Source organism: Vibrio sp. 10N.286.46.A8 (assembly GCF_041470165.1).
GTDB lineage: Bacteria > Pseudomonadota > Gammaproteobacteria > Enterobacterales > Vibrionaceae > Vibrio > Vibrio tasmaniensis_A.
Map to the genome: position 1 here is coordinate 1 of NZ_JBFRLX010000252.1, position 13,920 is coordinate 13,920.

General features: G+C 44.7%; 5 protein-coding genes. 4 read left to right on the forward strand and 1 reads right to left on the reverse strand.

Going from position 1 to position 13,920, the window contains the following annotated elements; translation table 11 throughout:
- Positions 1-274 precede the first annotated feature (274 nt).
- The 4 genes from AB4232_RS20650 to AB4232_RS20665 all read left to right on the forward strand — a co-directional run bounded on the left by AB4232_RS20650 (position 275) and on the right by AB4232_RS20665 (position 4,443).
- On the forward strand, positions 275-610 hold the full coding sequence (locus AB4232_RS20650; protein ID WP_009846518.1) for a cupin domain-containing protein: 336 nt from the start codon (positions 275-277) through the stop codon (positions 608-610).
- 34 nt (positions 611-644) lie between these two features.
- Entirely contained in the window at positions 645-1,577 is a 933-nt protein-coding gene (locus AB4232_RS20655; RefSeq protein WP_372087901.1) for a sugar kinase, read from the forward strand.
- A 73-nt stretch (positions 1,578-1,650) separates the two neighbouring features.
- On the forward strand, positions 1,651-2,277 hold the full coding sequence (locus AB4232_RS20660) for a bifunctional 4-hydroxy-2-oxoglutarate aldolase/2-dehydro-3-deoxy-phosphogluconate aldolase (protein ID WP_009846516.1): 627 nt from the start codon (positions 1,651-1,653) through the stop codon (positions 2,275-2,277).
- Positions 2,278-2,673: 396 nt separating this feature from the next.
- A complete protein-coding gene (locus tag AB4232_RS20665; RefSeq protein WP_009846515.1) occupies positions 2,674-4,443 on the forward strand; it encodes a sodium:solute symporter family protein in 1,770 nt (589 codons plus the stop codon).
- Between the two features lie 215 nt (positions 4,444-4,658).
- Here the strand turns inward: AB4232_RS20665 and AB4232_RS20670 are convergent.
- The coding region (locus AB4232_RS20670) for a cadherin-like domain-containing protein (protein ID WP_372087902.1) at positions 4,659-13,920 on the reverse strand (9,262 nt) is incomplete at its 5' end.

Genomic DNA, 13,920 nt, shown 5'->3' on the forward strand with positions numbered 1-13,920 from the left:
CTCCATATAAAGTAATACAATATTAGCTTTAATTGTACCTATTCGTCGCAAAATGATGAGCAGAATCACATAAACCCGCATAAGCTATTGATATGAATAGATAACACTAAATATCAGGCATTTGTTAAGTTGTTGATTTATTTGCGCTATATAAAGTATCGCTTGATCAATATCACACAACGCTAGATATATTGTATTACAATTAACCTCATTCCTTTATGATGAACACAGTTAAGTAACACTTAAAAGATTTAAACAGATTAGGAGATACACAATGAACTCTTTCTTTATTCTAGATGAAAACCCATGGGAAGAATTGGGCGGTGGTATCAAGCGTAAAATCGTCGCGTACACTGACGATCTTATGGCTGTACACCTATGTTTTGATAAGGGCGCAATTGGCCATCCTCATACTCACGAAATTCACGACCAAATCGGTTATGTTGTTCGTGGTAGCTTCGAAGCTGAAATCGAAGGTGAAAAGAAAGTGCTTAAAGAAGGCGATGCTTACTTCGCGCGTAAACACATGATGCACGGCGCCGTTGCTCTAGAGCAAGACAGCATCCTTCTTGATATCTTCAATCCTGCGCGTGAAGATTTCCTAAAATAATAACTAGCGCAACCTCAGTTGCTAAGGTAAGCATATGAAATCATTAAACATCGCGGTCATTGGCGAGTGCATGGTTGAGCTACAACAGAAACAAGACGGGCTTCAGCAGAGTTTTGGTGGCGATACACTGAATACAGCACTTTACTTGTCTCGCTTAACAAAAGAGCAAGATATCAACACGAGCTACGTAACAGCACTAGGCACTGACCCATTCAGTACCGACATGTTAGAAAAGTGGCAAGCGGAAGGTATCGACACTAGCTTAATTGCTCAGCTTGATCACAAACAACCAGGGCTTTACTACATCGAGACCGATGAAACTGGTGAACGCAGTTTCCACTACTGGCGTAATGATGCTGCAGCAAAATTCATGTTTGACCAGCAAGACACGCCTGCTCTACTTGATAAGCTATTTTCTTTTGACGCGGTTTACCTAAGTGGTATTACGCTTGCTATCTTGACAGAGAACGGACGCGCACAGCTATTCAGCTTCTTAGACAAATTCAAAGCTCAAGGCGGCCAAGTATTCTTCGACAATAACTTTCGTCCAAAACTTTGGCAAAGCCAACAAGAAGCGATTTCTTGGTACTTGAAGATGCTTAAGTACACCGACACAGCGCTACTGACGTTCGATGACGAGCAAGAGCTGTATGGCGACGAAAGCATTGAACAGTGTATTGCACGTACGTCTGAGTCTGGAGTGAAAGAGATCATCATTAAGCGTGGCGCGAAAGACTGCCTAGTGGTTGAAAGCCAAAGTGCTCAGTACGTTGCACCAAACCCAGTAGACAGCATCGTTGATACAACAGCGGCTGGCGATTCGTTCAGTGCAGGCTTCTTGGCTAAACGCTTGAGCGGTGGCAATGCGCGTGATGCAGCATTAGCAGGTCACATTGTGGCAGGGACTGTGATTCAGCATCCAGGTGCTATCATTCCTCTAGAAGCGACCCCTGATTTGTCTCTATAATTGCGCACTTTAACTATTAATCAAGGGTTTGCTTAGTTGAAAGCAGACCCATTATTAACGTGAGAAAGAATTCATGACTACATTAAATGAACAACTAGCAAACCTAAAAGTAATCCCTGTAATCGCTATCAACCGTGCTGAAGATGCCATCCCCCTAGGCAAAGCACTGGTTGAAAACGGCATGCCATGTGCAGAAATCACACTGCGTACAGAATGTGCAATCGAAGCGATTCGCATCATGCGTAAAGAATTCCCAGACATGCTAATCGGTTCAGGTACTGTACTGACTAACGAGCAAGTTGACGCATCTATCGAAGCTGGCGTTGATTTCATCGTAAGCCCAGGTTTTAACCCTCGTACAGTTCAATACTGTATCGATAAAGGTGTCGCAATTGTACCGGGTGTTAACAACCCAAGCCTAGTTGAACAAGCAATGGAAATGGGCCTTCGCACGTTGAAGTTCTTTCCTGCTGAGCCTTCTGGCGGTACAGGTATGCTTAAAGCACTAACAGCGGTTTACCCTGTTAAATTTATGCCTACTGGTGGCGTAAGCTTGAAGAATGTAGATGAATACCTATCGATCCCTTCTGTTCTTGCGTGTGGCGGTACTTGGATGGTTCCAACTAACCTTATCGACGAAGGTAAGTGGGACGAACTAGGCAAGCTTGTTCGTGACGCTGTCGAGCTAGTCAATAGATAGGTTCGCGTTAACCGGCTGCACTTGTTCAACGACGAAAGCGAGCTCTGTGCTCGCTTTTTTATTACGTGATATAAAGTGGACACACCTATTTTATTTTTAACCATACTTATTAGAGTTTTGTCACTTCTCAATCAACACGCTCGCTCAACTAATCCCTATAACCATACGGATATTTGTATTATTATTTTAAATGCTTACTTTCAAGCATTTATCCGACGACAACGATGAAGTTTGAAATAATTGCAAAAAATTAAGCTCTTAAACGGCTTTAAGTGCCATCTATGATGAAATAAACATGCGCCCCAGATCACGCTAAAGACATATTGTAGTACAAATAAACATGCAGAAGGAGTAATCTAGGTGTCAGTTAATTATGAAACTTAAAAGGCTGAAAAGATGACTATTGATACTTTTGTTGTTCTCGCCTACTTCTTCTTTTTAATCGCGATTGGTTGGATGTTCCGTAAGTTCACCACCTCTACAAGTGATTACTTCAGAGGGGGCGGCAAAATGTTGTGGTGGATGGTTGGTGCAACCGCCTTCATGACACAGTTTTCAGCATGGACGTTTACAGGTGCCGCAGGACGCGCGTTCAATGACGGTTTCGTCATTGTAATCCTATTCTTAGCCAATGCTTTTGGCTACTTCATGAACTATATGTACTTCGCTCCAAAGTTCCGCCAACTTCGTGTGGTAACGGCGATCGAAGCTATTCGTCAGCGCTTTGGTAAAACGTCTGAACAGTTCTTCACATGGGCAGGTATGCCTGACAGTCTTATCTCTGCAGGTATCTGGCTAAACGGTCTCGCTATCTTCGTAGCTGCTGTATTCAACATCCCAATGGAAGCAACCATTGTGGTAACGGGTATGGTTCTAGTATTGATGGCAGTAACAGGCGGCTCTTGGGCGGTTGTTGCTTCTGACTTCATGCAAATGCTTGTAATCATGGCCGTGACAATCACTTGTGCGGTTGCGGCTTACTTCCACGGTGGTGGCTTAACTAACATCGTTGCTAACTTCGACGGCGACTTCATGTTAGGTAACAACCTAAACTACATGAGCATCTTCATCCTTTGGGTTGTGTTCATCTTCGTGAAGCAATTCGGTGTAATGAACAACAGCATCAACGCTTACCGTTACCTATGTGCAAAAGACAGTGAAAACGCACGTAAAGCGGCAGGCCTAGCATGTATCCTTATGGTTGTTGGTCCACTAATTTGGTTCCTACCACCATGGTACGTAAGTGCATTCATGCCTGAGTTCGCATTAGAGTACGCTTCAATGGGTGATAAAGCGGGTGATGCTGCTTACCTAGCATTCGTACAGAACGTAATGCCAGCAGGTATGGTTGGTCTTCTTATGTCAGCAATGTTCGCTGCAACGATGTCTTCTATGGATTCAGGTTTGAACCGTAACGCTGGCATCTTTGTAATGAACTTCTACAGCCCGATTCTTCGTCAAAATGCGACTCAGAAAGAGCTGGTTATTGTAAGTAAGCTAACGACTATTATGATGGGTGTTATCATCATCGCGATTGGCTTGTTCATTAACTCTCTACGTCACTTGAGCTTGTTCGATATCGTAATGAACGTAGGTGCGTTAATTGGCTTCCCAATGCTTATCCCTGTACTACTTGGTATGTGGATTCGTAAGACGCCTGACTGGGCTGGTTGGTCTACTCTCGTGGTTGGTGGTTTCGTTTCTTACATCTTCGGTATCTCGCTTCAAGCAGAAGACATCGAGCACCTATTCGGTATGGAAACAGCGCTTACTGGCCGTGAATGGAGCGACTTGAAAGTAGGTCTTAGCTTAGCTGCTCACGTAGTGTTTACTGGTGGTTACTTCATGCTAACTTCTCGCTTCTACAAAGGCCTATCGCCTGAACGTGAGAAAGAAGTTGACCAACTATTCACTAACTGGAACACACCATTAGTAGCGGAAGGTGAAGAGCAACAAAACCTAGATACTAAACAGCGTTCAATGCTTGGTAAGCTTATCAGCACAGCAGGTTTCGGTATCCTAGCAATGGCTCTGATTCCAAACGAACCAACAGGACGCTTGTTGTTCCTACTATGTGGTTCGATGGTACTAACCGTTGGTATCCTACTGGTTAATGCGGCCAAAAACCCTGCAAAAAAGCTAAATGATGGAGCGATTCTCAAATAGTATAGAGAAAGAACACTATTCGCTTAGCTGATATAACACATAAAATAATGCCCATGCTTTCCCCCGACAGCATGGGCTTTTTGTTGTTTTATCGAGGCTATTGGTTTATCGGGGCTCATTCAGCAAGATTTAATAAAAAATAGGCCAGCATTGCTGGCCTATTTCGTTATGGTTTGATTATTCACTTCTAATCACTAGCGCTTATCAATTGAGCGTTAACCGTGAGTCATAACATTTTGTTGCACTAGCGCATCCAGAATATCAGAAGGCATGGTGCCATTTAACGTCAGCTGTGGTGCAAGATCTTCAACCACAATCACTTGCTCTGCAGTGCCTAAGCCATCAGGGTTAATCGTAAGTTCAATATCATCCCCGTCGACCTTCGCATCAATGTGTTGCAGCAGTGTTGTTATATCTGGTGAGGCACTTTTCAGCTCAGGTAACACTTCTCTTAGATCGAGTTGGTCTCCTTCAGATAGGCTAAAGTCGGTAATCGTATCTTCGACACCATCTTCGATGTTGAACCATACAAACGAATCCATACCGTCGCCACCAGTCAGAATATCGGAACCGCCGCCGCCAATGAGTGTGTCGTTACCGTCACCGCCAACTAACGTATCGTCACCCGAACCACCTTCCAGACGATCATTTCCAGATCCCGCTGTCAGGTCGATATTGCCAGCCCCTGCCAATAACTGAACATCGTCGGTTTCTGTAGCTAAATCGATATCAACACCGTTAGACACAATGTTCAAGTTGAGGTCTATCGAAGCCGATGTTGCAGTATCGCTGTTATCTAGCTCTTCTGAAACCGCCTCCACTTTGAGTGTGTAGCTTCCCGGCGTATCAGAAAGCCCGACCACTTTCACAGTGTCAATCGCATCCGCCGTGGCAATCCAAACTCCACCACCGACATCAGTCACTGAACCCACATCACTCGTAATTTGAGCACCAACAGGCACATCACTGATACGTAGCGTTAGCTCTTCCGTAATATCGGTCAAGGCAGCAATAATACCAACCAAAGGAACGCCGCTAGCGCTTACTGACTGGTTAGCGGTGATATTTCTGACGTAGTTAGACGCAGTATCAATCGACAAGGTCGGCGCATTCGCCACAGGAGTCACTGCTATATCATAGATAACTGGCGTGGTTTCAATGACGATACCAGAAGGGTTTCCGCTATCTTTCGCGATGACTTCCAAGCCAATGCTATTGGTTGGAGACAGGCTCGCATCCAGATAAACACCCGCAGGGCTAGTCGGTGTGTCAATTAATGCATTTAGGTCGCTCAACGTACCTACTAAGATAACCGAACCTGTGTTGTTGCCATTCACCATCACAGTTGTCACGGCAGGCAGCGACACATTTAACGTTCCGTAATCCACCGTCAAAGTGACCGTCATCAAGTCATTAGAAAATGAATCAACATAATCAGGATCACTGACATTGATGCCACTCAGCAGCTGACCCGATTCTTCATCAATAAAATCAGTGACATTGTCACCATTAACAACAGGTGTATCGTTAACACCTTGTACCACAACGCTGATTTCCGCGGTATCCGTTAAGAAATCATTTGAGCCATTGGTTGTACCGTTATCTTCTACGGTATAGGTGAATGTAACATCGCCATTGTAATCATCAGCTGCCGTGAATACCCAGTATGGGCCATTAATCGAATTGTCATCCGCCCCACCAACGTTCTCAAACTTCTGAATTTGCCCCTGACCTTGATCGATTTCGACCTTAGTTACCGTAATGGCATGCCCCTCAGGGTCTGTCGTCGCTGTAATCAGGTCTTCAGCTTTGATGATTAGCTGACCTTCTTCAAGCATGGTGCCCAAATCAATATCGGTTGCCACTGGTTGGTCATTAACTTCTGTAACTACAAGGCTGATTTCCGCACTGCCCACTTTGAAGTCCGGCGAACCGTCGGTTGTACCATCATCGATAATGGAGTAATTGAATTTGACGTCTCCATTATAATCATCAGCTGCCGTGAACACCCAGTATGGACCATTAATCGAATTGTCATCCACCCCAGCAATGTTCTCAAACCTCTGAAGCTGACCTTGACCTTGATTTTGAGTAAGGCTGATATCTGTTACGGTAAGGTTATGATTTTCGATATCAGAGCTTGCCGTAATCAAGTCACCCTCAACAATCACGATTTGGCCATCTTCCGGAATCGAGCCCAAATCAACATTGGCCGCTATCGGAGCATCATTATATTCCGTCACTTTAATAGTGAAGGTAGTTTGATTCGTTTGAGCGGTATTCGGATCACCCGCATCAATCAAACCGTTATTACCACCGTCATCGATCGTAGCATTAATGGTCACTAACCCACCCAGATTGAGATAGTTCTGATCCGGGTCCGGTTTAAACGTAACCTCGCCATTAGTTAGCGCTGCATTGATGTCAGCTTCTTTACCTGTCATGACAAGTGAGCCATCAGCCTGCAATACAAATGTCACACCATTGGATTGAGTGCTTGGGAGTACAAACTCGCCCTGTGCACCCGGCAGTGTTTGGTCAACTTTTAGCGTCAGTACATACGGTGCATCTGGATTATCAAAGTTTGCGTCGATATCGTAGATACTAAAGTTGTTGATTGCCACGCCAGTAGAGTCTTCTGTCGTTTCAAGGTTAGTCACATTGACAAAGGTCGGTTGATCGTTGATAGGATCAATCACTAAATCAACATTGAAACTCGTTGGTGTGCCTAAATGCTCCGTGTTATCAGCATCTGTATCCACAGAACGAACGGTAATCTGCAGTGGACCATTAATACCCAAAGCATTACCTGTATCACTATTATGTTCGCCAGAGTTAAATACGATCTTATCTAACGACTGAGCTGGGACGTTTAGTGTCCAGAGTTGCGTCGCTGGATCATAGCTACCTATAGTGGTTCCGTCAGGGTAGTAGATAGAAGCATCTTGAGGAACACCAGCCACTTCGACTCGAAGGGTTTCGGGTGCATTTTCGGTATACGTTCCGCTTCCTGTGGCCGACAACTCTTTATCTAAAATAGTCGCATTGATTTCGATATCAATATTCTGCCCTTCGTTGCCTGTTACAGAGTCCGTAGGATTGGTATCAACATCGTCACCAACAGGCACCACATGCAGTTTGAAGCTTGGTAAGTTTGCAGCCGCAGTCGGTACACCAAGTAGCGACTCTTGAGTGAACACTTCAACACCAAACTCAGCAGTACCACTGAAGTTTTTAGGCGGTAAAATCGAAATTTCACTTAAGTCGAATGAAAGCCCAGAAGCTTGAGGCAATTGAACACTCCACTCACCGCCACCGTTGTTTTTCACAGTGTAAGCAGAACCAGCATCTACACGCATCTGGAAGCCATCAGGTACATCGGTGAACTTAATCGATACAAACTGTTCTGATCCATCAAGGTCAGTCAGTGCAATCGATACAGGTCCTGTACCTGACAAGGAAATAAGCTGGTCTTCGTTGCCGGTAATCTCGATTACATCAGGGTCACTACCCGGTCCAGAGACATGTACATCATCAACAACCGGAACAACATCAAAACGAACACTTGTATTGAAGGTATCGGAGTCGGTTGCAGTGCCTACCGGAAAAGCAGAATCATTGTAGGTTGCGGTATCTGTAACTGTACCACTTACATTAATCTGCACTTGGTTAATATCATTTCCAGTTGGGTAGTTTTCTATCGCCCTAAAGAGGACATTATCGAGCGCCCCCGCCGCGATTTCAGCTTGATTAAACGTGACTGAGGTACCAAGTGAGGTACCCGTATTGTCATAGAATGCCCCTATTGAAGGGTCATCCAACGTCAAAGTAATGGATGTAAACGCCTCTTGCCCCCCTTCGACGCCTGATACCTGATCCGAAATAGTCGAATTGAAGTCGAGTTGAATGTAGGTGTCTTCGTAACCCACCGGATCTTGTCCAGCCTGACCGTCGTTATCAACAGGATTAAAGGCATCATCAAGCGAACCGACGACATTCACCTCAATCGTAGGGTCCGTCTCCGCATCTGGCGCGACTTTGATGACGACGTCGGTAACTAACGTTTTCTCATCACCAGAGAGCGTATCTTTGGTCACTATGGTTAGAGGTAATCTAAAGTCACCCGAGTAATCGGCAGGCAAGTTAAGTAACAGCCCTGAGAAATCAGTTGGAACGCCCTGTTCAACGGTTGTCTCAAATACATATTTTCCATTAACAAAATCGACTTCACTGCTTCCCGCTAAACTAATTGGGAAAGTGCCTCCTGGGTTAATGGTCACGGAGTCATCAATGATAATGGTCACTTGGTCTACCGAAGCATCTTCTCCAGAGAAAGTGATCAAACTATCTAGCGCAGCTCCCAAATCTAGCTGTGTGTCCTCGATGGCATCGACAACACTGTTTGGTGTCATCGTAATATCTGCTGCGACCTCACCTCCCCCGACAAGTACTTCTGGGAATGACAAAGTCACTTCGCCTTCCCGAATAACGGCAGGAGATGACTCAACCTCAACACCATCACCGCGATCAACCACCGTACTAAAGATAGTCATCTTGATGTCATTGAATACGTCTGGAAGATTAGAAATAGGAGGGAAACCAAGACCATTAGGAGCACTGATACTAAACAAGTCCTCATTCGTCACAACCCAACGACCATCGCCTTCATAAGCCGCGCCAATAACGAGTAATTGATTCAATACGTCATCTGATAATGGAGTCTTATTCGGGTCATTATTCGTTAATTGAATAACCAGTTGGTCGACTTCCTCAATAGCAGATGATGCATCGGTTTCTTGATATCGAATAACAAATTCATCCGTGGCGGACGGATTGTCGCTGTTGGTTGTAAACTTGAGTACACCAGTCAAAGGATCGGCGCTCACCGTACCCAAAGAACCAGTTCCAGCCACGTCGTCGACGATAAGCTGATTATCGATGCCATCATGAGTCTCAACAACGGGTCTTACGATAACATTGATCGTACCTTTAACCGTCGCAGTCGCAATACCCTCACCTGGGTTAGAAGAGTCCACATATTCGTGATCACGCTCCTCAACGTCTACCTCTGTCGTCAATGTGAAATCAACGCTAGAGTCCGTTGGCGGAGTCATTTGAATAAAGTTATTCGCTAGTGCAATTTGGGTAAATTGTTCCGGCGTCTGATTCGCGTCTTTAGGGGTAATCGTTAACGTACCCGCACCATCATTCACAACAGTCACATCACCATTTACGGTGGGTGTGACACCCGGTGGAATACCGAAAATCTTAATTGAGGTGAAATGCTCATCTGAGTCGATATAGTCAACGCCTTCAGGATGCCAATCGATGTTGATAGCCGTATCTTCGTTCCCGTTTGTGACGTTGTCGTAGGTTCTTGAGGTATCGATGATAGGCTCAACCAACACTCGAATTTCTTGATCAAAAGAAAGTGTGTGACCGTCGTTTTCCGTTACGATCACTTTGCCTTGAATGTGGATATTCTCGGTCGAAGAGTCGACAGGTCGAATACGAATACCTGACGTTGTACCCGCCTCCGTAATATTAGCTTCGTAGATAGGTTTTGATAAATCAGGGCTACCACCCGGTCCGGTTTCGTAACCCACAAAGTTAAGATCAATAACCGTACCGTCACCATCCTCGATTATAACGCCATCAGGAATACCCGATAAGATAACCGTTATTGATTCGGAACCATCGTCCGGTAATGGTGTAGTGCCGGTGTCAGGCTTTCTCTCACCCGACAATACCGTGAAGTCAAGCAGAGCAAAGCTGTCGCCGTTTTGACTCTCTTGAATCGTCGTTTGAACACCGCTTGCAGTACCATCTGTAATTGCGGTCCAATCGGTACCATTCGTCCCACCATAAGGTGTGTCAGCAACTCCTTTCACTTCAACGTTAACCGTTTTAGTACCGAGTATTTCTACATCGACTTGTTGTGGGTTGGTTGACAGGTTTGCAGTGTCCTTCACTACACCTGTAACATCAAAAGTGAAATCGACATTGCTGTGTTTAGTTGGAACCACCTCAACGTTAGCCAAATCGGAATACGCTATTTCGTGGTAATTGGTACCACTGACAATAGGAACTACCGTGGTTGTACCTACAAAGTAAAGCACTGCGCCTTCTGTAATATTGCTGATACGAACAAACAGTTCTTCAGAGCCATCCGTATCGACCGACCCTGTCATGGTGATGACTTCGTCTAGCGTGAATGCATCTTTGTTATCCAAAGGCCCAAGGTAGTCGGGATTATCAATATTGTCTTCGTTGATTTGAATGCGATTTACACTGAACCTTCCAGGGTCAGCGTCAGCAGTGACATCAATAATGATGTTTTGCTCTACAGAACGGGCCTCAGTTTTATCATTTACTCCGCCGTTGGCAGTATCTTCATAAGGGTTAAGTGTTTCTTCTGTAACCGCTGTTGCTTTGAATTTAATCTGACCCGAGAAATTATCAATAGGGTTAACCACGGTGGTGTTAATGTCTTCTGCTGCTATTTTATATACACCATCCGCCGTCAGAGTAAGCACATTGCCGTCTTTATCAAGAAGCTCAAACTTCCCGTCGCCTTCGATAACTTCTAACTCATAGGTGATCGTTTCAGTTTGAGTGTTATCTTGTGATTCTGCATTCAGCTGTAATGTGACATTGTCTTCATCTTCATTGACTTGATACTGATAAGTGCTATTGCCATCATTCCAAGTAGCAATATCAGCTACCGCTTCAATCTCGATTTTGAAGCTTGAGTTTACTTTGTGGTCAAGAGTGCCTCCATTATCGATCTCCAATTGATAGCGGATCTCAACACCATTACTATCTGAACCATAGTTTTGGTCAGGAACGAAATAAAGGTTTTCGATGGTTGCAATGGTTTGTCTTACTTCACTTGGGTTTAAAGCATAGCTTTGTTGCATTTGAGGCGGTCCAAATAATATTTGACCGTTAGTTTCAGGCGTTAACTTGTGATACTCACCACCCTCAAAGTAATAGAACGTGCCTCTATGGTTACTGTTTTTTATAATCAGTTGACCGATAGACTCGCTGTTATCCCTGTCATTCAGGTTAACCTGAAGCGCAACTTGAGCTGGTGCATTAGGTAATCCGCTTTGGTTGTCTTGTATATTTTCAAGAATCGGAGCATCACCTGCAGCATATGGTATTGTCGAGTCTCTACCCGCATCCTCAAAGGTGGTCACTGTCAGCGCGATTTTCGACGAATTCCTATCCGTAATAGTGATGTCCAAGGGTGTCGATGACGTATCTGAATCGCCATCCTTCGCTGTTACATTAATAGAGAAATTAATTTCATCACCAACATGCTCTAAGTAATTATTGGCTCTAAACTCTATCTCACCATTTGAGTTTATTTTCAGTCGACCCAGCTCTCGAGGATCAACAGCGCCATTGATCTGCTCATATACTCGTACCTCTTGAGTACCACTATTTAAATCGAAGTCACTACTGTAAGACCCACTGTTCCCTGAACGGAAAACAATTCCACTTCCGTCAAATGCTTCAATTTTGCTCAGTACCGCGCCATCGGCACCGACATCTGTAGCATCAGCAAACATATCGACTATAGAGCCGCGATAACCCTGACCTTCAACACGAGTAATCGATTGTGTTGTCACTAATGGAATATCATCAGTGACTGTTATTTTGAGATCAATCGCATTCGATTGGTCTTGATCAAAATCTTCAGCAACGATGGAGAAATCAAGATCTATCGTATTCTCGTTTGCACCGTCAGGGTGCTTCAGTGGTTTAAATAATTCGAATTGATAGCTGTTATCAGAGGTATCGAAAACAATCTCAAACACCGCTTCATTGCTGGTCACAGTTTGAGCAACGTATGTGAATTTTGTGCCGTTTTGTGAAACAGCTAGCCACTCTAAGCTTTCTCCATCGGAGGTTAAACCGGTCAAGACTAAATCTTCATCAACCAGTTCATACTTCACAACGCCATCGGCACCTTCATCGACGGTGAACAGTCCATTGATGATAGTGTCGTCAGATTGATCCGAACCTATGCCTGAAAGGTCGTCTTCATCGACAACCGTTTCGCCCGTCGGCGGCGCCATTACCGGAACATCATCAATGACTTGAATTGGTAGTTGATACTGGTTGGAGTCATCGCCATCACCGTCTACCGCCACAACATTAAATGGTATGGTTAGGTCATTTGATCCAGTAGCGTGATTTAGAGGGCCAAGTAAAGTGAATGTGTATGACCCATCGTTACCAAGTGCAAGAGTAAAAATCGGAGTCCCACTTGTGGTCGCACCTTGGTAGGTGGTTGTGTTCGCAGCCCCAGTGACCTCAGTGATCGAAATCGCTTCATTGCCTGATGTCAGAGTAGTTTCTAGAGTGGCTACGTTACGCAGTTCGTAAACCTCTACTTGGTCTGCACCTTCTGTGGTCACAAACGAGCCTGTCGCTTGAGCCACAACAGAGCCTAAATCATCTTCATCAACAACAAACGTACTCGCAACTGTTGTATCCGTAATGACGGGTACATCATCAGTAATAGTCACCGTAAGAGGCTTAATTACTGAATCCGTATTGTCTTGGTCGACCGCAATAACTGGCAAGGTGAAGATTTGAACGTTATTACCTTGCACAGGCAGGTGATCTAACTCTTCTAACAATGTGAAGGTATATTGACCAAGCACCAAACTATCAAAAGTGATGGTGAAAATGTCCGTTTGGACACCACCGTTTTCTACGAAGCCAATATAATTGTCGCTGTTTAGAGGATCTTCTTTTAGCTTAACAACCAGACCATCCGATTTTAGGTCCCCAGTTGTGTTGAACTGCGCAGTATCAATACGGAAGTGGTTCACATCATCACTACCAGATGTAAACGTCATTGTTCCGGTTTGAGTGACCGTTATGCTCGGAGAGGTGCCATCAAGCAAGTTTGCTTCAGCCAAGGCGACTGGTGGTATGTTATCAATAACAGGTGGAGCACCATCTGAAATGGTAAGCGTAACGGTCGACGTGACTTCGTCACCATCTTTATCTTCAGACATGACCGTAATAGTCTTAACAATATCGCCCCCTGAATGATTGAGGTTGCGATTAGGTTCGAAACGGACATCACCTTCCAGAGTGATATACAGTTTACCTTCAGCAACAGGGAAAACCTGCTCTCCGGTTGTCCCCTGAACTAACGTGTACACGTTGTTATCGTAAGTAAACTGGGTAATCGTTGCCCCGTCGGCACTTTGGTTTGGCATGACATCGACAGTACCTGTCGTGACAACACCAGCGGCTAAATCTGCAACCGTTGGTTCCGTAATGCTCAGCGTTTGATTTTGCATGCCTTGAACATCATCGCTGACCGTCACTTTCAGTGGCGACATTAATGAGTCATCACCATCACGATCTACCGCATAAACGGGGAGTTCAAATATCAGGTCATTCTTAGCTTGGCCATCAGCATGATCTAATGCTTCAAGCAGAGTAAAG

Bases quoted from the DNA above. Each gene is read 5' to 3' on its own strand.
- AB4232_RS20650 (WP_009846518.1), top strand. From the start codon at position 275: ATGAACTCTTTCTTTATTCTAGATGAAAACCCATGGGAAGAATTGGGC.
- AB4232_RS20655 (WP_372087901.1), top strand. From the start codon at position 645: ATGAAATCATTAAACATCGCGGTCATTGGCGAGTGCATGGTTGAGCTA.
- AB4232_RS20665 (WP_009846515.1), top strand. From the start codon at position 2,674: ATGACTATTGATACTTTTGTTGTTCTCGCCTACTTCTTCTTTTTAATC.
- AB4232_RS20660 (WP_009846516.1), top strand. From the start codon at position 1,651: ATGACTACATTAAATGAACAACTAGCAAACCTAAAAGTAATCCCTGTA.